This window comes from Campylobacter iguaniorum (genome assembly GCF_000736415.1).
Classification (GTDB): Bacteria; Campylobacterota; Campylobacteria; order Campylobacterales; family Campylobacteraceae; genus Campylobacter; species Campylobacter iguaniorum.
In genome coordinates, this window is the sequence record NZ_CP009043.1 from 48,654 (window position 1) to 69,965 (window position 21,312).

A 21,312-nucleotide genomic window follows, 5' to 3' on the forward strand; every position below is an offset into this window, starting at 1 on the left:
TGACCCCGGTTTATTTCCAAATTGGATTTTTTAATACCCATCTGCCAAAGCTATCTTTTTCAAATATTTCTCTATTATAAAATTTATCTATAATTGTCCAAAACTCAGTTTCGCTATAGCCAGTAAATTTACAAAAATCTTCCACTGCTTTTGGGTCTAAAGCATGATCTTTTTGTTTAATTATTTTTATAGCTTCTTCTCTATTTAACATACCATATCTAATAAACCTAGCAGTATAATCTGTAGCACAAGCATGACCAAATTTAGGATATTTCATCCAAGCATGAACGAGATAAGCAATAGAATCTACTTGATCAAAATTTTCAGCTGTCATTGTTCTATCCCACTCTCCAGTGAGGTCATGAAAGCCGCGTGATTTTGCAAATACATAATTTGAGTATGAATTCCAAGGTAGGAAATATGATAAGTATATTGGGTCTAATTTGTTTATTTCTTCTTTTGACGGAGCGATTGTTAAATCTAAGTCTTGTTTACTTATACCCCCCCCCATTAACTCTTCCAATGATATATCGATTGCTACGCCATTGCTTAAGATATGCTTTGCACTATAAGTCTCTTCTTTGCTATCCGATCCACCGTATTCGTAACTTACATCTTCTCCATATACTAGAAGCGGTGTATTAAATTTAAGCGCCATATTGATTGGATATGTATATATGAGTCTGTCAATGAACCATGTAGGTTTGCCGTATTTTTCAAATGTTATCTTCATAAGCTTTTTTTGCGTTTTTATATCTGGTTTTAGAGATATTATGTTACAGCCAAATTCCTCTGATATATTTTTTAGATTATGTTTGCCAGCTTCTGTCATAGTGAAATTATCTTCTACTGTAAAAAGCACGGGATTCATCTTCATGACTTCTTTCATGATATGGACTTGGAAGTGTGAGTCTTTGCCTCCGCTTACTGCTACAGCGCAATCATAAGAATTCCCATTCATTCCGCGATATTTATCGCATAATTTTTCTAATTCTTTAAATCTTGCTTTATAATCTACTTGTGCTTTGCGTTCATGATTTTTACATGGTACACAGATTCCATCTTGATCAAATTTAATGCCCGGTCTAGTGTCTGGTATAGTACATTTTTTGCAGTATTTCATAACAAATCCTTATGTGTTTAAATTATATTTGAGAAATATTATTATACCCAATATATTAATTTTTGCGTATAAAATATAAAAAATAATTTGCTTTTAAATTGAGTTTGATATAATTATTATCGGTAATTTATGCCTTTTTATTTGGAGTATTAATGAATAATATAAATAATATAAAAATAAATCAATTTTCTACTATTAAAGAAGCCTTAGTTATTATTGATGCTGGATCTATGCAGATAGCTTTAGTAACCGATAAACTTGGTAAGCTTATAGGAACTATCACCGATGGCGATATAAGGCGCGGTTTGTTAAATGGACTAGATCTAAATAGCTCTATAGAAAATATAATAAATAGGCATCCAACAGTAGCAAAAAGTAGTGACACAAAAGAGACTATTATAAGACTTGCTATAGATAGAAAACTAAAACAAATACCTATATTAGATAATAATGATATTGTTATTGGTATACAAGAAATTGATGAGCTAATACAACCAAAAACCAAACCAAACAAAGTCATTTTAATGGTTGGTGGGCTTGGAACTCGCCTTAGGCCACTCACTGATGATATGCCAAAACCTATGCTAAATGTGGGCAATAAACCAATACTTCAAACCATAGTTGAGAAATTTGCAGAGTATGGATATACAAATATTATAATGTGCGTGAATTATAAGTCAAATTTGATTATGGATTATTTTGGAAATGGAGAGAAATTTGGTGTAAATATAGAGTATGTTTTAGAGGGTAGTCGCATGGGAACAGCTGGAGCACTTAGTTTACTCAAAGACAAGCCAAATGAAGAGTTTTTTGTGATGAATGGCGACTTGCTTACAAATGTAAATTTCGAGCATCTTCATGAATATCATAAATCAAACAAATCAGCCGCCACTATGTGTATCAGAGAGTATAGCATGCAAGTCCCTTATGGTGTGGTAAATCTCAAAGATGACAAAATCTGCTCAATCACAGAAAAGCCAGTTCATAAGTTTTTTGTAAGCGCTGGGATATATATGCTTTCACCTAAAGTGCTTGATTTTATACCTAAAGACGAGTTTTATGATATGCCAAGCTTATTTAATGTATTATTACTAAAAAATTTAGCTATACACCCATTCCCTATCAGAGAATACTGGCTAGATATCGGACGCATGGAGGAGTATAAAAAGGCAAATGAAGAATATGATGAGATATTTTGATGTACAAAAATAAAACATTTTTAGCTATTATACCCGCCCGCGGCGGGAGTAAAAGATTGCCTAGAAAAAATATTCTTGACCTTTGTGGAAAGCCACTTATTGCTTGGAGTATTGAGGCTGGACTAAAAAGTAAATATATAGATAAAATAGTGGTTAGTAGTGATGATGATGAAATACTAGATATATCTGTTAAATTTGGTGCAGATACTATAAAAAGACCATCTGAGTTGGCAAGTGATACAAGTACTACATTTGATGCTATTAAGCATTCGATTGATAATTTGGAGCATTATGATTATGTAGTTTTACTTCAGCCTACAAGTCCATTGCGTAATGAAAAGCATATAGATGATGCCATAGATCTACTTGATACTAAAAAAGCAGATTTTATAATTAGCGTTTGCGAATGTGAACATTCTCCTTTATGGACAAATACGTTATCAGAAAATTTAAAATTTGATAATTTTTTAGATAGAAAAATTATAAATACAAGAAGTCAAGATCTAACAAAATTTTATAGATTGAATGGTTCTATATTTATAGCAAACACAGATAAATTTTTACATAATAGAAGTTTTTATGGTGCTAAAAATTCATTTGCTTTTATTATGCCCCAAATTTATTCAATAGATATAGACACAGAGCTTGATTTTGAAATTTCTAAAGTTATAGCAGATAAACAAATAAATAAGTGGGGGGGGGTAGAATCTAATTTAAAACCTCTTAACTCTCAATTGTCTATACAATACTTTAAGAGTTTAAATGCCGCTTAAAATATTGATCATAGGCTTTGGTTCCATCGGTCGTAGGCATTTTGAGGTTTTATCTAGCTTAAAACAGATGAATTTTATAAATTTAGTCACGAAACAGCGTCTAGAAAATCAAATTTGCTATGAGAGCTTAGAGAGCGTTGATGACTTGCAAAGTTATGATTATTTTGTTATTTCTTCGCCTACAAATTTGCATTACGAACAACTAAAATATATAAATGAAAATGTTAGTAATAAAATTATATTTTGCGAAAAGCCACTTTTTGAGAGCAAAAAAGAGCATTTCGTACCAAAAAATCAAATTTATGTAGGTTATGTTTTACGTTATCATCCACTCATGCAAAAGCTAAAAAACATGCTTGGGGGCGAAAAAATCATATGTATAAATGCAAAATGCGGTCAGTATCTACCTGCTTGGCGACCTGATAGTGATTATACAAAATGCTATAGCGCAAATAAAAATATGGGCGGTGGAGTTTTGCTAGATCTTAGCCATGAGATTGATTATTCATTGTGGCTTGGTGGTGAGATAAAGAGTATCAAGGGCTACCAAGACAAGGTCAGCGATCTATCCATAAATAGTGATGATCTAACTATGTTAATTGGCAAAATAAAGCATGGTTATATTAATATTTGCTTGGATTATATAAGCAAGATAACGCATAGAAGGCTTTTTGTGGAGAGTATGGAGCGTAGTTTTGAGCTAGATTTTGTGGCAAATCGCTTGATGGTTTGTGATAAATTTGGCGTAAAAAGCGAATTTGTCGTACCAAATTTGCAAAGAAATTATATGTTTGAGCAGATGCATTTAGATATTTTGGGCGAGCGAGTTTGGGCTTGTGATTTTGAGTTTGGACTAAAAACTATGAAAGTGATAGAAGCTATCCAAGGGGTAATTTATGAGTAGTGTTTTATGCACGATTTGTGCTAGAGGCGGTAGCAAAGGTGTAAAAAATAAAAACATAAAAGAGCTTTGTGGTAAACCACTCATTGCTCACACAATCGCTCAAGCTAAGGAGTGTGGGCTCTTTGACCACATTGTCATAAGCACTGATAGTGATGAGATAGCTGACGTGGCTACAAGGTATGGTGCTGAAGTGTTTTTTAAAAGAAGCGATGAATTAGCCAGCGATATAGCTGGAAAACTTGAGGTCATAAAAGACGCTTTTTTGAGAAGCGAGGAACATTATGGGGTTAAATTTGAGCATTTGATTGATTTAGACGCTACTTCTCCGTTAAGGTTGCCAAGCGATATAATAAATGCTTACGAGCAGTTTTTAAAAGATGATAATGATAACCTAATAACTGCGATGCCAAGCAGAAGAAGCCCATATTTTAACCTAATCGAGCAAGACAAGAGTGGCAAAATTTCGCTATCAAAAAAGCTGTATTTTAATGTTCTTAGGCGTCAAGACGCACCAAAAAGCTATGATATGAATGCTTCTATTTATATCTGGAAAAGAGATGTTTTGCTAAGTGAGAATTCGTTATTTTTGGATAAAACTGGGCTTTATGTGATGCCTGAAATGCGTTCCATAGATATAGATTGCGAGTTGGATTTTAAATTTGTTGAGTTTATTATGAGTGAGAAAAAATGCTAAAAAACAAAGTAATAGTAATAGCTGGAGCAGCTGGAGCCATAGGGGCTGAGTTCGTAAAAGTGGTAGCAAAAAACGGTGCAAATGTCATTATCGCAGACATAAATGAAGAAAATGGCTTAAAGCTAAAAGATGAGATAAATGCTAAATTTGGGCAAGATAGAGCTGATTTTTTTAAATTTGACCTGACAAGCAAAGAGAATATTTGCGAATGTATTGAGTTTGCTGATTTGAAATTTGGTAAGATTGATGCAGTGGTGAATGCTGCTTATCCAAGGACAAAAACTTTTGGAAACCACTTTTTTGATGTGAGTTATGAGGATTTTTGTGCAAATACAAATTTGCAGCTTGGCGGAGCATTTTTAATTACACAGCAATTTGCTAGCTATTTCAAGACTCAAGGATATGGGAATATCATAAATTTATCATCCATTCAAGGAGTTGTAGCTCCTAAATTTCAGACGTATAAAGGCACAAATATGAGCTCTCCAGTGGCATATAGCGCAATCAAAGCTGGAGTCATACATATGACAAAATACGTCGCAAAATACCTAAAGGGCACAAATATAAAGGTTAATTGCATAAGTCCTGGTGGTATTTTGGCGGGGCAAAACGCGAAATTTTTGGAGCAATACCGTGAAGTTTGTCTAAACAAAGGTATGCTTGATGCAAGTGATTTAAACGGAGCATTGCTATTTTTGCTTAGCGATGGAAGTGAGTTTGTAAATGGTCAAAATATCGTTGTAGACGATGGATTTTGTTTATAAATGTAATTTTTAAGGATCGGGATCTAAAAAAAGTATTTCAGAATAAATGGGGTTATTTATATATGTGGTTCTAAAAGGCTTTTAGAAGAAGAGATTGCTTATAAAAGATAATATTTTGTATATATTTATATATAAAAATATTCTTATAGATATAGGTGATGAGCTAGATTTTAACCTAGTAAAATTTTTATTAAAGGATATTTGTTTGTTAAATTTTAAAAAAATAAGATACATATTATCAAAACATGATAAAATATATTTGCTTATATTGTTATTTATGAGTATATTTTTATCATTGATAGAAACAGTTGGAATCTCTGCGATAATGCCTTTTATAACGGTTGCTACAAATCCGGCTCAAATTACACAAAATGTATATTTTAAAACTATATATGATTTTTTAGGTTTTGACAAAGAGATAAATTTTGTTATGGCTTTTGGAGTTTTACTTATAATATTTTATATTTTTAGAGCTTTATACAATATATTATATGCTTATTTGTTAAATAAATTTGCTTTTAGTAGATATTATATTTTTTCATTTCAGTTATTTAAAAAATATATTAATTTTCCGTATGTAAATTTTGTCAAAAGAAATAGCTCACAACTCACAAAAGCTATAATTACCGAGGCATATAATTTATCAATTTATATTCAAAATTTATTAATGGTCTTATCAGAGATTTTTATTATTGTCTTATTATACTCTATTTTATTAATAGTAGATTGGAAAATGACCTTAGTTTTGACTTTTATTTTGGGAGTAAAAATTTTATTTCTTATGAAACTATTGACAAGTAAGATAAAGTATCAAGGGAAAAAAAGATCGGATGCACAATTAGCATTTTATAAAATATTGGACGAAACTTTTGGGAATTTTAAGATTGTTAAATTTATACAAAATGAAAAAAAAATATTGAATGAGTTTTCAAAGGCAAGTACCGATTATTCGATAGCAAATATCACAAATGCAGCACTACAACAGCTTCCAAAAAATATTTTAGAAACTATAGGATTTGGTTCTTTAATCACTATAGTCATATTTATTCTTATAAAATACGAAGACGCTAGTATTGTATTGCCTATTATATCAATGTATGCTTTGGCTTTATATAGAATGTTGCCGGCAATAAATAGGATATTAAGCAGCTATAACACAATGCTTTTTCTATCAAAATCATTAGATATAGTTTATGAAGAACTTCAATATAACCCACCTATAGAAGGTAATAAAAATATAAGTTTTAAAAGCGAAATAAAATTAAATGATATTTCGTTTGAGTATATCGCATCAAAGCCAGTTTTAAATCATACTTCTTTGAAAATAAAAAAAGGAGAAAAGATAGCTTTTATAGGGGAAAGCGGGAGTGGAAAATCAACACTAGTAGATTTGATCATTGGGCTATATAGACCAACGAGTGGAGAAATATATATAGATGGAATTGTGCTTAATGATGAAAATATAAGATCTTGGCGATCCAAAATAGGGTATATACCTCAGTCAATATATCTTTTTGATGGAACGGTAAAAGAAAATATCGCATTTGGATATGATTTAGACGAATCTAAAGTAGTTGAATGTCTTAAAAAGGCAAATATTTATGAATTTTTATTGCAAAAAGATGGTATAAATACAAAAGTTGGCGAGGGTGGAATTCAACTTAGTGGAGGTCAAAAGCAACGTATTGGTATAGCACGAGCTTTGTATGATAACCCAGAAATTTTAGTATTAGATGAAGCGACTTCAGCTCTTGATAATGACACTGAAGCTAAAATTATGGATGAAATTTACGAAGTTAGTAGTGATAAAACGCTTATCATCATTGCTCATAGGCTAAGCACCATAGAGAGATGCGAGAGAAAGATAAGACTTAATAAAGGAGAGGTACTAAGTTGATATTGCTAGATCTTATATTGAGAGATAAATTTAAAGATGAATATCAAATATATAAAAAACCGTATATAATCAAGGTGAGAACCATTATGAAGGGTGAAAATAGGTTTAATTTTGTTAATAAATTAAAATTTATATATAAAATTATTAGTGCAGTTATTTATTTGAGATTTAAGTCTTACAATTGTGATTATATATACTTAGAGCAAGATAACAATATTAAATTTAGGGCAAAGCATATGGCTTATAATTTTGGTATTAATAGTATAAGAGGGGGGGGGTATAAAGAAGGATTTTATATCTCTTCTATTTATCAATTTTTTATATTTTTTAAAAAATATTTTTATAACTATAAATATATATTTTTATTATTTTTTGATAATACAAAAATAGATTGGAATGATCTAGCAAATTTTTTAAATTCGGCTTTGGCTATAGATTTGCAAATAAATAGTAATAAGTCATATTTTATATATAACTTATTAAATGCCAATACCTATTTATTGGCAAATTATATTATAGCTCAAAATAAGAAATGCAATGTTTATTGCATTTATTCATCTTGTTCTTCTACTTATTTTAATTGTAGATATGATTCGTTTAAAAATACTAATATATGTTTTTGTTCAAAGGTATTAAATGGTGAATTTGAATATTTTATTAAAAAAGGTTGGTTGCGTTCTTGTAATAATAAATTTATTAATCTATCCACTGATTTCATATATTATGATATTAATATTTCAAAAAAAATAAAAAGAACAATATCATTTTATTCTAGTGGACATTGGGCTAGATATATGGGCTTGTATCAAATTTTTGACAAAAATAAAATAAAGACTTATTATTATAAAGATAATCTTCTATCCAATATATCAAATGAATTAATAAATTTTTTATATAACTATTCGGTAAAAAATGGATTAAAGTTTAAAATTCATCTTCATCCTTATGAAAAATCTTTAATTAAAAATTATAACGTTTTTCCACCGTATTTTGAGCAATATAGACAAAATATAGTAGATGTTAACATTGATCAAATTTACGATAATGATATTGGTGTTACTTTGGGATCATCTGTATTTTATGATAGACATAATTATAATTTAGATACTTTTATGATGTGTGATATCAATTGTCCAGCAATGCCTAGACTGGTATATGTCAGTAAAGAATATAGGCAATTTTTATATAAAGATATTAGTGAATTAGAGTATAAATTAAATCAAAAGTTATTGAGCATGGATATTTCAGCAAGTTAATATTAGTTTTTTGCTATACTAATTGAGTATTAATTTAGCAGAAGGAATTCATATGAGTAAGTTAGATATATTAAATCTAGAATGGCCCAATTCCGATAGAGATCTTCATATAGTAACGCCTGTTTTGGAGTATCTTAAATCAAAATATAATATAAGATATAAAACACTTTCAATTTTTAGTGGATATTATTATGTGCTGAAATATAAACCAAAATTGATTTTAATTTCAAATTATGTTGGTGCAGATACTAATCATAAATTAATAAAAAATATTAGATCATTAGATATGGGGGGGGGTGTAAAATTGTTACCTTAATATCAGAGGGCAATGTTAGTGATTTAAATCCTATACCATATTTTTGGGGTTGGAACAGAGATAAAAAATTGTATGTAGATAAAATAATTTTATGGAGTACTCGTTCTAAAAATCACTTTTTAAGCGCTTATCCTAAATTTGAAGAAAAAATAGCTGTTTCGGGTGCGACTGGTTTTGATAGATATAAGCTTTTTAAATTTACAAATAAAACTAATTTTCTAAATAAGCACAAATTAAAATATAAAAAAATAATAGGAATAGGTAGCTTTGTTTTTGATTTATATTTTGATAAATTATTAGAGCAGACTATTAAACTTGGTGCATGCCCAAAAGAAAATATAGAATTATTTCAGCAAGATAGATTTAAATTGCACGAAATATATAAAAAGCTTATTGAAAATAATAAAGATATCCTATTTATTCTTAGATATCACCCAGGTACTGTTAATTTTGAAAAAAATGAATTTTATGGATTTGAACATTATGAAAATGTATTTATATCAAATAGTTTTACAAATACTGATATAAAAATAACTGATATAATAAATATTTCCGATTTATGGGTGGCTTATGAATCTACAACTATAATGGAAGCTTGGTTGCTTGGAAAACAAACATTTTTGATAAATCCTACAAGAAGTGATTTTATAAGAGAAAATGTACATAAAGGTTCGCCGATAGTAAAAACAATAGAAGAGGCTCAAAAATTAATAGATGAGTTTTTTTCAACAAATACTATAAAATCTTTTGAGGATTTGAAAAATATTAGACGGCAAGTAATAAAAGATACTATAGAGCATGATGATGGAAAAAATTATCAAAGGGCGGCGAGAGAAATTATTAAAATTTTAAATAATAAAGAATATAAAGAGATAAAGTTTAGTTTTAAGATATATATTGAGGCTGCTAAACAAATTTTAAAATTATTTTTATCAAAAACAATTTTAAAAAATAGATGGCCAGAATTAAAATATAAAAGTAATTTTGCAAAAAAATATCAAGATATGTATAGCAAAGTAATAAAAATTTGATTTTACTAAATTTATAGGAGTGTTATTATGAATAAAATATTTCATGATGGTAAGTATTATTCTGAGCTGGAGATTAAAGAAATTGTAAAAAGATACTATCAATCTGCTTTTTCAAGAAAGATTGACCGTCATGTTCAAATGCAAACCTTATTTCCAGATACATTAGACAATAAAAGTAAAATTCTAGACTATGGATGTGGAATGGGGGGGGTCAGCCAGTTGTTTTATGATAGATATGGTTGCAATGTAGATGGTGTGGATATATCTGAGAATGAACTAATTAAAGCCAAGATTGCATTTGGTGATAATGCTAAATTAAATTTTTTATTGTTGAGTCAATTTGGTTTTCCGAAAAATACTTACGATTTAGTATTTAGCTCTCAAGTTATAGAACATGTCCATAATCCTGGAAATTATCTATCAAATATAAATAATATGCTGAAAAATGATGGTTATTTATTAATCGGATTACCAAATATTGTTAATATTAATTATTTAATAAATTTGATATTATTTTCAAATAAAAGAGCTATTAAGACATCAAAAAAAATACTTAATAGCTATAATAAAGCAAGCGATCACATTAATGGCTGGGATCCATTCCATTTTATCAATCTTTGCTCCTCATGCGGTTTTGAGTTGGTTAAGTATATCCCAACAGAAGAAACTCCGATTTCATTCTTCCTCCAAAGAATTCCATTTATAGGAAAGTATATTTATAGGTTGCCTTTTACAACAAGGTTATCATATACAATGTTTTTCTTATTTAAAAAATCCAAGAATATAAAGATAAATATTAATGATTAAGTCTATACTGCAAAGTATGAAGTATTTTAAGTAGTTTTAGTATATAATCTATAGTTGTTTATGGTCTAAGAAATAAGTACAAATTAAGAAGACATACGGATAATTATATGGAAACACTTTTATTGGTGATGTTTTAAAATAGTATAAAATTTTATACTATTTTCTAGTGAGAATTGTACTTAACTTATAAATTAGGATATATTATGAAAATCAAGGTAGTAATTTGAATAAAAATATTATAAAAATTGATTGCAAATTAGGAAAAAATATATGTGTGGAATAAGTGGATTTTTTTCATACCAAAATACTTGTAAAACAAAAAAATATTACCAAGCCCATAAAAAAATAGCCCATAGAGGGCCAGATGATGAGGGGTTTATTTTTAGAAATGAAAATAATACATTTGAATTTTTAAGTGGGGATGATACAATAGAAGAATTAAAAGGATATGCCCATATCGTTAGTAAAAATAGTTCGTCATTACTGCTTGGACATAGAAGACTTAGCATTATAGACTTAACACCGCTTGGTCATCAGCCATTCGTTTTTGAAAATCTATATTTGGTTTATAATGGAGAAATTTTTAATTATATTGAACTCAGAGATGAGCTTATAGCCTTAGGTTATGATTTTAATACTAATAGTGATACAGAGGTTTTTTTAAAAGCTTACCATTGTTGGGGTGTAGAATCTTTTAATAAATTTAATGGTATGTGGGCGGCTGCAATTTATGATAGAGATGAAGATAATATTGTTTTAACTCGTGATAGATTTGGTATAAAGCCACTTTATTACTCAATTATAAATAATAATCTTATATTTGGAAGTGAGATTAAATTTATAAGTTCTTTTTTTGATAAGTTAGAATCTAACCAGCAGATGATATATGAATATTTGCGGTTTAATCACATAGATCATACAAAGCAGACTTTATTTAAAGATATTTATGAACTTGAACCGAGCACTTTTATGATTTATTCCAAAGAAAATATAAAAATTAAAAAATATTTTGAACTTTTTGATGTTGAGTCTTCAAAGGATATTATTGAAAGATATTTAAAGGAAAGTATAAAACTAAGAATGCGTTCGGATGTTGAAGTTGGTTCATTACTTAGTGGTGGTATTGATTCATCGGCTATTTTAGGAATAATTAATAAAGAAAAATATATAAGTAAATTTCAAACCTTTTCCGCAGTATTTTATGAAGAACAGTTTAGCGAAAAAATGTATATAGATGAATTTGTTGCAGAGAATTTAGATTTAAAAAAACATTTTATTTATCCTAATATTGCAAATTTTAATGAGATAATAGATGAGCTAATTTATATTCAAGAAGAACCTTTTAGGAGTTTAGCTGTATTTTCTCAGTATGAAATATATAAATATATAAAAGAAAACACAAATGTAGTTGTTCTTTTAAATGGACAGGGTGCTGATGAAATATTTACAGGATATACAAAATTTTATTATATATATTTTTTAGAATTATTAAGAACTTGTAAATTTAAGTTATTTTTAAATGAAATTTTCTCTTTTAAAAAGAATAGAAGTTTATCATTTATGAATATTCTAATGCAGCTTATAAAAACTTTGATTAGTATTTTTATGCCTAGAAAAGATAAGTATAAAATTTTTAATGGTAATTTTATGCCAACAAAACCTTTCAATAAATTTAGAGATTTATTGAAAAATAATTTATATCAAAATTTGACTTTTTCTGCTTTAAGGGAATATCTAAAATATGAAGATAAAAATTCTATGAGATTTTCTTTGGAAAGCAGACTTCCCTTTTTGGATTATAGATTGGTTTTAAGTATATTTTCTTTAAGTAATCAAGATAAAATTAGAGATGGTATTTCAAAATTTACACTTAGACAAATACTAAAAAATAAAATACCACAAAAAACACTTGATAGAAAAGATAAAATGGGTTTTGTATCTCCTCAAGAGATATGGCAAAGAACTATTTTGAAAGATGATTTAGATTTAGCATTTGGAGATATTAAACAAAATGGCTTATTTGGCTTTATAAATACAAAAAAATTGATAGATATGTATAATTCTTATCAGGAAGGCAAAGATCAAGATTGGGCTTTTATATGGAGAGTATATTGTTTATATAAATGGAAAAAAGTATGGAATGTTATATAAAACCTAAAATTTATTATCTAACTCGCTCATATCATCCATATCAAAAAGGTGGCGGTCCTCTTATGAGAAATGGGGCGGTGAAATATTTGCAAGAGTTAGGGTATGAGGTTATAGTAGTAATGCCCAATTATAACAATAGAGATTTTATTATAGAGAATAATATTTGGCAAATACCATTTAAAGGCAAATATATTCAAAAATTGGTTTCTTTTTTAGAACGGATTGGATTCTATGAGGATTATCTTGATAAATGGGTATGTAATGCCTTTGAGTATTTAAAAGATAAGGTTAGTCAAAATGATATTGTTTTTGCTACTAGTGGAGGTGAGCTTGGAACTATAAAATTAGGGTCTATTTTAAAAAATAAATTTAAAATCGCGCAGATTTATTATAAATCGTGCAGATTTATTATAAATCTGCACGACCCCATAGACTATACTTTAGTTCATGGTAAAAAATTAAATACCAAATTTCATATTAGTAGGGAAGCTCAAGAGCAAAAATATTTAAGCAATAGTGATCTTATTATTACATCTTCAAAATCAAATCAAACCTCTTTGATATCTAAATATCCAGAGTTTAAGGACAAAATAAAATGTAATTATTTTGGTTATATTGAAAAAATAAATATTGTCGGCAATAGATATCAAAAATCAAATAAATTAAAAATAGCATATATAGGAAATATGAGCGCTACTCAGAAACCTGAAATTTTATATCAAGCGTATAAAAGACTCAGTAAAAAAGAAAATATTGAGATATATTTTATAGGAAATTACAAAAACTACAAACCTCTATGCAATATATATGAGAGTAACGTGCACTTAATAGATTTTATGCCACATAAAGAACTTTTAAAATTTATGACTGAAAATATAGATATTGGATTTGTAAGTTTAGCAAATGACTATTTGGGTGCTTGTGTTCCGTCTAAGATTTACGAATATATAAATTTAGAACTTCCCATGATAGGAGCTCTGCCAAGTGGTGATGGAATGGAAATAATTAACAATAATAATTACGGGATAGCATGTAAGTACTATGATACCGAAGGGATCAGCGATGCTATTTTAAAATTTAGTGATAAATTATTTTTGGAAAAGATAAGAAATAATATAATTGATGATAAGCACTTATGGGCTATGAGTTTAAAAATTAAAGAAGTTGATTTATTATTGAAAGAGTTAATTTATGAAAATTAGTATCTTTACACCGCCTAAATTTAGCAAAAAAGCTTTAGATATTGAATATTTAAATAAATTTACTGACAAAAATTGGATATATTCTTCAAATGGTAGGGCATCCATTTATCATATTTTAAAATCTATAGATGTTGATAAAATTCTAATACCCATATATATATGCGAGACTGTTTTGTTGCCAATAAAAAAGTTAGGAGTATCAGCATTTTTTTATGATATAGATATGGAAGATCTAAACCCATCTTTAGAATCTATTAAAAAGTTATCTGAATTGTATGGTGTAAAAGTTGTATTGGTGTCCAGTATGTATGGAAATCCAGCAAATTTAATTGAAATAGAAAAATATTGTAAAGAAAATGATATTTATATGATAGATGATGGTGCGCAAAGTTTTGGAGCAAAACTAGATGATAGGTTTGTTGGGACTTTTGGAGATGCAGGGTTTTTTTCTTTTAGTCCAGGTAAGCCAACGGCGGGACATATGGGAAGTTTTTTTTGGTCAAAAAATTCAATAGATATTGCTAGAACACATCATTTTTGTACGCATTATTTTAGATGGCTTGATTTTTATATAAATAGATATAGTATATATAAAAAATATAATAGTATTTTAAGAAAATTTGTAAACATAATATCTAGAGCGCTATATAAATTTGTAAATATTAATAATGATGCGATATGCGGTTTTGAAAAAAATATTTTGGGTGGAATTTTATTTTCAATACTAAATAATAAATTTGAATTTAGGAATAAATATTCAAAGGATTTTATGGAAGCATTTAAAATTAGTAAAACATTTAGAATAATAAAAAGTATTAGAGGTGTCGCAAATAACCATAAGCTTGTAATGATATTTTTTGAAAGTAACAAAGCAGATATATTTATTAAATTTATGTTAGAAAATAATATTTATAGTTCAAATGGGTATAAGATGGTAAGCGATAATTTACAAGATCTACCTAATGCAAAAATTATAAATAAATGTGTCGTTGAATTGCCAATAGAAGATGATAAAGAAAAGATGAAATTTATATTTGACAAGGTATTAGAATTTGAAAATAGTTATTAAGTATGATAATTTTGAAGAATTAGGATATATTTTATCAAATCCTGATTATTTAAGCATGAATGGTAGAAACTATGGTTGGTTATGTGGATATGAAAATGAAAAACTTTGCTATATAATTCCTTTTGTAGAGAAAAAAAAATGGATATTTAGATATATGCAAGTCCAAAGCTCAACTATTATTTTAAATGGTTCTAAACAATCTGAAAAAGAGTTTTTGAATTTGGCTATAGATAAGCTTAGACAAATTGGTAAAATAGATTTTATATCTCAACCAAAAACAAATGCCGTGTTTGACATATATCCAGATAATGCTATTTATTGTAACTTTGGAAGTTATATTGTTGATTTATCGATTAACGAAGAAGAACTGTTTCGAAATATCCATATGAAGCATAGAAATGTAATAAAAAGAGCTATTGCTAATGGAGTAGTGATTAAATTTGGATATGAAGTATTTGATGATGCTTACGATACCATTCTTGATACATTATATAGAAATAATATGTCTATGATAGATAAAAATAAACTATTAGAATTTATATCAACAAATAGAAAATCATGTTTGATTGGTTGTAGCTATCTAGATGATATTCCGCAAAGTGCGGCAATTATTTTGTATGATAACTATAAAGGTTATTATTTTTGGGGCGGCACTAGTGAAAATGTAAGTTTGGGTGCGAATAATCTACTGCATTGGGAGATAATCAAGAAATTAAAAAGTTTAGGTGTGCAATATTATGATTTTGTTGGCGCAAGGATACATACTAACAATGATAGGCTTTTAGGTATACAGAGATTCAAAAGTAGGTTTGGTGCATTATTACAATATGGTTATCTTTGGAAATATCCAATAAAAAGATGGAAATTTGACTTATTTAATATGTTGTATAATTTTAAAATGGGTAAGAAGGATATTATAGATGAAGAAAAAAATAATATTAACATTTGATTACGAATTATACTTAGGCAAAGATAGTGGAACCATAGACAAGTGTATGCTTGAACCAACGCAAAAGATCTTGGAATCATTAAAAAGACATAATGCAAATGGAATTTTCTTTATTGATGCTAATTTTTTAGTAATCCTAAAGCAACAATGTCTATCCGGATATCAGATGGTTAAAAAACAGATATTGGATATGCTTAAAAATGGGAATGATATAGGGCTTCATATACATCCTCATTGGATAGATAGCTATATGATATCAAAAGATAGATGGAGTTTTAGGAGCTATGAGAATTTTAGAATTCATAACTTAAATAAAGAGCAAATATCAAGTATTTTAAAAGATTCATTTAAAGAATTAGATTTGATATGTAAAGAATTTTCACAACATTATAAAATAGATAGTTTTAGAGCTGGAGGATGGTGTGTACAACCATTTAGTAGTGTAAAAGAAATATTAAAAGAAATTGGTATAAAATATGATTTTAGTGTCTTGCCTGGCATGAAAAAAAATAGTTTACCTAGACATTATTACGATTATTCGTTAACTCCTAATAAGCCATATTGGAAATTTGCTGATGATCCATTAAAAGAAGATAGTAATGGTGATTTTATAGAAATTCCTGTAACGGTAACTAAGTTAAATATTTTTAGTGTTCTATACAATAAAAGAAAAATAAGGGCTTATTCTATATATGGCAATGGAAAGGGTGCATATTCTACTTCTGGGTTTTTTGAGTTGCTAAAAAAAATACGTATATTTATTAAATATGCTTTTAGTAGCGATTATATGTCATTTGATGTATTTGTAAAAAATATGATAAATACAAATAAAGAGCTTATAGTTTACGTTGCACACCCTAAAAATTTTAGTTCTGAGTCTTTTTTAATATTGAAATATTGTTGTGAAAATTATAATGTAATTAAATACAAGGATATTGTATGAAATCCAAAATTCTTTTTTTGTTATCGCACCAACCAAATCCTAGATTTATAAAACAGATTAATTTTTTAAGTCAAAAATATGAAATTAGTGTTATATATTTCAATAGAGACTATATGAAAGATCTGTCAAGTGAATATATACAATACTGTTCTGCTAATATAAATATTGGAAATATATCAAATGGTAACTATACAAAAAGGATAATTACATATTTTAGAATGATTAAACAATTATATAGAATATTTCAACAGAATAAAAGTGATATAATAATAGTTAATAATATAGACATTTTAATAATATTTAAAATTTGCACGTGCTTTTCTAGAATAACTACAAAAATTATTTTAGAAATTTCAGATTTATTGGGCTATAATTATAGGAATAGTTTTAAATCAGAGATCATTAGATTTATTGAGCGATATATATTTAGATACGTTGATAAATTAATAGTTACCTCACCCAAATTTTATGATATTTACTATAAAAAAATATTCAAAAAAGATTATTTTATTTTAGAAAATAAACCTCTTTTAAATATGCTGCCATCAAAAATAGAAAAAGTCAATAATCAAAAAATAGTTATAGGTATAGTAGGTCTTCTTTTGCAAGGTAAACCGTATAAAGCACTATTTGATGTGATAAAGGGTGATAATCGCTTTGAAGTGCATATTTATGGTAAAGGTATTTATGAATACTTAATAAAAGAGTATTCTAAGACATATGAAAATATAAAATATTTTGGAGAATATAATTTTTTTAAGGATAGTGCAAAAATATATGGTAGCATTGATATCCTATATATGTCATATGATACAACTTCTTGGGACTCATTTAATAATAAAATTGCATTGCCAAACAAATTTTACGAAGCTATGTATTTTAGAGTACCAATTATCACTAGTAGTGAAACTTATCTCGGAGAATTGGTTGAAAAATATAAAATAGGAAAAACTATTAAATGTTGTGATGGCGGTGAAATACTAAATGCATTAATCGATATTAATTTAAATCAAATATCTAGAAATTTTGATAAAATATCAAAAGATATTTATTTAGGTGATAATGATTATATTAGATTGGCGGAGTTTATTCAAAAATGATAAAAAATATATTGATTGTATTATGCACCTCTCTTATGCTGTATTTAATGAATTTTCATCAAACACAATCAAGTGTTTGGGTTGCCCCATATCTGTCAGCTGCCAGTAATTTTAATTTTTCTAGCTTGACTATGTATATAGATCAAAGTCAAATTGATTATTTTTCACAATTAACAAGAGAAGAACAATTTAAATTTAACTTTGAAAAAAGCGAAAATATTGTTCAATATGAGTATTTGGCAATAGGCTTTTATTTCATAGCTATAATTGCAACAAAAATATTTTTCTTTTTAGGTGATCTAGAATCAATACAATTGCTCCAACAATTAATTCATATTGGAATATCTATTTTAATACTTAACCAATTCTCAATAAATAGAAACAAACTACTATTCCTGTTTTTTTATACGCTTAATCCGATCATATTATATTTTGTGAATTTTCCATATTATTATTTTTGGCAGTTTTTGCCGGCTGCAATTTTTATATATTATTATTTAAGTAATAAAAAAATTGGAAATATTATATTTTTAATGGCTTTTGTTATGTTTATCGCATATATAATAAGACCAACCATCCTATTTTTTGCATTATTTTTCTTTATATGGTTTGCAATTAAAGAAAATCTGAAAAAATCTATAGTCGCTATAATATTTTTTTTGTGGTTAATTAATTGTTTTCAGTCTTATAGTTTTGGGCCATGGCATACTATGTATATAGGAATTGGTGCATATAATAATGATTTTGATATAAAATTAAGTGATACAAGTGGCTTTGATTATTTTAATAGTATACAAGATAAAATAATAAATAGTTCTTTGATATCAGATGATGATGAGCTAAAACATGATTACTATGATGTTTTAAAAGATAGATATTTACAAATCATTCAATTAAATCCTTTATTGATTATAAAAAATGGAGTATTGAATATCATAGGCTCTTATGGATTTGGATATAAACCAGAAAATACAATATTGATTTATACAAATATATTGTGTGGTTTAATATTTATGATTATGCTATTATACTGTAAACAATATACTTTATTTTTTGCTATAGGTATATCATCAATAAGTTTTACGCCATATTATCCACCAATAAGTGCCTACATGTATGGCAGTTATATATTGATAGCTATTGGTATTATAAATATAATACATTATGTAATAATTAAAAGAGGCAATGATGCATAAATTTATGATAAAATGATTGTAAATATTATATAGCAAAATATATTGTAGAATAAAAATTAATTTGTATTTTATGGGATTAGAAATAATGTGCGGAATAATAGGGTTTAACTTTAAAAGTAATAATGATAAGATCTTTAGTATTGCATCTCATAGGGGTCCTGATAATACTTCAAAAGTAGAAATGGGCAATTTTACATTTGGACACAATCGTTTAAGTATAGTAGATCATAATAGTCTATCAAATCAGCCGATGATAAGTGAATGCGGTAGATATGTAATAGTCTTTAATGGTGAAATCTATAATTTTGCTACCATAAAAGAAAAATTAAAAAGTAAATACCACTTTAAGACATCATCTGATACTGAAGTTTTGCTTTATAGTTATATTGAGTATGGAGAAAGCTGCATAGATGAGTTTAGAGGTATGTTTGCATTTGCTATTTATGATAAGGAGCTTGATAAATTATTTTGTGCTAGAGATAGACTGGGTATAAAACCATTTGTTTATTATGCACAAAATGGTAAATTTATATTTGCTAGTGAAATAAAAGTGATATTAGAAGTGCTAGGCTCTAAACCTAATATAAATAATGAAGCTATTTCTCAATACCTTCATTATTTATATATACCATATCCAAATACGATATTTCAAGATATTATGAAGTTGCCGCCCGCTCATACTTTGACTTATCAACATGGAAAATATAAAATAAAAAAATATTGGGATATAGAAGATTACAAAGGGTTATATGGGCAAATAAATGAAAATGAAGTAGTATCTTCTTTAGATTCATTGATTGATGAATCTGTGAGACTAAGAATGATAGCAGATGTAGAGCTTGGATCATTCTTGAGTGGTGGAATAGATAGTAGCATGATACTCTATTATATGCAAAAACATAGTAGTAAGAAAATAAATACATATACATTAGGTTTTAAAGATGCTAAGAAATATGATGAAACAAGTGATGCTAGAATTATGGCAAAATATTTCAATACAAATCATACGGAGATAATTATAAATCCAAATGCAAGTGAATTGCTTCCAAAAATGGTAGAATCTTTTGATGAACCATTTGGTAATCCAACATCTCTCTTAATATACGAACTCACCAAAGAGACCAAAAAATTAGCTACGGTAGCATTGGCTGGAGACGGTGGAGATGAAGTTTTTGGTGGATACCCAAGATATGAAGCAGTATTATTATCTCAAAAACTAAAGCATATACCAAAAAGCTTATTTAGTTTGGTTGCCAAATTTACAGATTTTATACCTGAAAACTCAAGCGGAAATCATAAATTACGTAGAATAAAAACTTTTATCAATTCTTTGTCAAAAAATGAAAGTGATATGTATGAAGATTGGATTGGATATTTTAGTGATAATGAACTAAACAAATTATTAAAAGAGTATAAAGCATATAAACACATAGTAAAGGATGTTTGGAAAACTCAAAATTGCAACAACGGAATACTGAAAAGCTCTATAGTAGATTTAAAAACATTTTTACCAAATAATCTTCTAGCTTATGGTGATGCTATGAGTATGGCTAATTCTTTTGAAGTAAGATTTCCGTTAATTGATCATAAGGTTGTAGAGTTTGTGACTGGCGTAGATACAAAGTATCGCATTAAAAATGGTCAGACCAAATATCTTATGAAAAAAATACTTAATGGAAAAATTCCTAATACCATAATAAACAAGCCAAAATTAGGCCTAAATCCACCTATGGGTATATGGCTTAAAAACGATTTAAAAAAACTTATAGATGAATATTTATCTAAACAAAGTGTAAAAAATAGAGGTTTGTTTAATTGTGAATATATTAAACAAATTATACATGAACATGAAACCAATAAAAGAGATAGGTCTCTTTATATTTGGTCCTTGATAGTGCTTGAAGAATGGTTTAGGCGATATATTGACTAAGAATCAAA

The 21,312-nt window shown here is 27.6% G+C and carries 19 protein-coding genes; 18 read left to right on the forward strand and 1 reads right to left on the reverse strand.

Going from position 1 to position 21,312, the window contains the following annotated elements:
• Positions 1-10: 10 nt before the first annotated feature.
• Positions 11-1,123, reverse strand: coding sequence for an N-acetyl sugar amidotransferase (locus tag CIG1485E_RS00215; protein ID WP_038452469.1), 1,113 nt, complete (start codon positions 1,121-1,123; stop codon positions 11-13).
• A gap of 152 nt (positions 1,124-1,275) precedes the next feature.
• Between CIG1485E_RS00215 and CIG1485E_RS00220 the strand changes: the two genes are divergently transcribed.
• The 18 genes from CIG1485E_RS00220 to asnB (CIG1485E_RS00305) all read left to right on the forward strand — a co-directional run bounded on the left by CIG1485E_RS00220 (position 1,276) and on the right by asnB (CIG1485E_RS00305) (position 21,304).
• Positions 1,276-2,322: a nucleotidyltransferase family protein gene (locus CIG1485E_RS00220; RefSeq protein WP_038452471.1), complete on the forward strand. Its 1,047-nt coding sequence runs from the start codon at positions 1,276-1,278 to the stop codon at positions 2,320-2,322.
• The gene (locus CIG1485E_RS00225) at positions 2,322-3,095 is read left to right on the forward strand and encodes an acylneuraminate cytidylyltransferase family protein (protein ID WP_069107382.1); all 774 of its coding nucleotides are present in this window, start codon (positions 2,322-2,324) and stop codon (positions 3,093-3,095) included. The genes CIG1485E_RS00220 and CIG1485E_RS00225 overlap by 1 nt, the downstream gene beginning before the upstream one ends.
• Positions 3,085-3,999, forward strand: coding sequence for a Gfo/Idh/MocA family protein (locus CIG1485E_RS00230; protein WP_038452472.1), 915 nt, complete (start codon positions 3,085-3,087; stop codon positions 3,997-3,999). Before CIG1485E_RS00225 ends, CIG1485E_RS00230 begins: the two co-directional genes overlap by 11 nt.
• Entirely contained in the window at positions 3,992-4,693 is a 702-nt protein-coding gene (locus tag CIG1485E_RS00235; protein ID WP_038452473.1) for an acylneuraminate cytidylyltransferase family protein, read from the forward strand. The genes CIG1485E_RS00230 and CIG1485E_RS00235 overlap by 8 nt, the downstream gene beginning before the upstream one ends.
• On the forward strand, positions 4,687-5,457 hold the full coding sequence (locus tag CIG1485E_RS00240) for an oxidoreductase (RefSeq protein WP_038452475.1): 771 nt from the start codon (positions 4,687-4,689) through the stop codon (positions 5,455-5,457). Before CIG1485E_RS00235 ends, CIG1485E_RS00240 begins: the two co-directional genes overlap by 7 nt.
• Before the next feature lie 94 nt (positions 5,458-5,551).
• A complete protein-coding gene (locus tag CIG1485E_RS00245) occupies positions 5,552-7,354 on the forward strand; it encodes an ABC transporter ATP-binding protein/permease (protein WP_321029100.1) in 1,803 nt (600 codons plus the stop codon).
• Entirely contained in the window at positions 7,351-8,610 is a 1,260-nt protein-coding gene (locus CIG1485E_RS00250; protein WP_038452476.1) for a hypothetical protein, read from the forward strand. The genes CIG1485E_RS00245 and CIG1485E_RS00250 overlap by 4 nt, the downstream gene beginning before the upstream one ends.
• A 52-nt stretch (positions 8,611-8,662) precedes the next feature.
• Positions 8,663-8,926 carry a hypothetical protein gene (locus CIG1485E_RS00255; protein ID WP_038452477.1) on the forward strand — a complete coding sequence of 88 codons (264 nt, stop codon included), beginning with the start codon at positions 8,663-8,665 and terminating at the stop codon, positions 8,924-8,926.
• A gap of 32 nt (positions 8,927-8,958) precedes the next feature.
• Positions 8,959-9,957, forward strand: a complete 999-nt coding sequence (locus tag CIG1485E_RS00260) for a BFO_1060 family glycosyltransferase (RefSeq protein WP_407637578.1) — start codon at positions 8,959-8,961, stop codon at positions 9,955-9,957.
• 27 nt (positions 9,958-9,984) lie between these two features.
• Positions 9,985-10,764: a class I SAM-dependent methyltransferase gene (locus tag CIG1485E_RS00265; RefSeq protein WP_038452480.1), complete on the forward strand. Its 780-nt coding sequence runs from the start codon at positions 9,985-9,987 to the stop codon at positions 10,762-10,764.
• 270 nt (positions 10,765-11,034) lie between these two features.
• Entirely contained in the window at positions 11,035-12,915 is a 1,881-nt protein-coding gene (asnB, locus tag CIG1485E_RS00270) for an asparagine synthase (glutamine-hydrolyzing) (protein ID WP_038452481.1), read from the forward strand.
• Positions 12,900-14,117: a glycosyltransferase gene (locus tag CIG1485E_RS00275; protein WP_038452482.1), complete on the forward strand. Its 1,218-nt coding sequence runs from the start codon at positions 12,900-12,902 to the stop codon at positions 14,115-14,117. Before asnB (CIG1485E_RS00270) ends, CIG1485E_RS00275 begins: the two co-directional genes overlap by 16 nt.
• A complete protein-coding gene (locus tag CIG1485E_RS00280; protein ID WP_038452483.1) occupies positions 14,107-15,186 on the forward strand; it encodes a DegT/DnrJ/EryC1/StrS family aminotransferase in 1,080 nt (359 codons plus the stop codon). Before CIG1485E_RS00275 ends, CIG1485E_RS00280 begins: the two co-directional genes overlap by 11 nt.
• Complete coding sequence (locus CIG1485E_RS00285; protein WP_038452484.1) at positions 15,170-16,135, forward strand: peptidoglycan bridge formation glycyltransferase FemA/FemB family protein; 966 nt, start codon at positions 15,170-15,172, stop codon at positions 16,133-16,135. The genes CIG1485E_RS00280 and CIG1485E_RS00285 overlap by 17 nt, the downstream gene beginning before the upstream one ends.
• Positions 16,107-17,078 (forward strand): polysaccharide deacetylase family protein, encoded by a 972-nt coding sequence (locus CIG1485E_RS00290; protein ID WP_038452486.1) that lies wholly within the window; start codon positions 16,107-16,109, stop codon positions 17,076-17,078. Before CIG1485E_RS00285 ends, CIG1485E_RS00290 begins: the two co-directional genes overlap by 29 nt.
• Positions 17,075-18,178, forward strand: coding sequence for a glycosyltransferase (locus CIG1485E_RS00295; protein ID WP_038452488.1), 1,104 nt, complete (start codon positions 17,075-17,077; stop codon positions 18,176-18,178). The genes CIG1485E_RS00290 and CIG1485E_RS00295 overlap by 4 nt, the downstream gene beginning before the upstream one ends.
• Positions 18,175-19,374, forward strand: coding sequence for a hypothetical protein (locus tag CIG1485E_RS00300; protein WP_144242161.1), 1,200 nt, complete (start codon positions 18,175-18,177; stop codon positions 19,372-19,374). Before CIG1485E_RS00295 ends, CIG1485E_RS00300 begins: the two co-directional genes overlap by 4 nt.
• Positions 19,375-19,459: 85 nt before the next feature.
• Positions 19,460-21,304 (forward strand): asparagine synthase (glutamine-hydrolyzing), encoded by a 1,845-nt coding sequence (gene asnB / locus CIG1485E_RS00305; RefSeq protein ID WP_051870884.1) that lies wholly within the window; start codon positions 19,460-19,462, stop codon positions 21,302-21,304.
• Positions 21,305-21,312 lie beyond the last annotated feature (8 nt).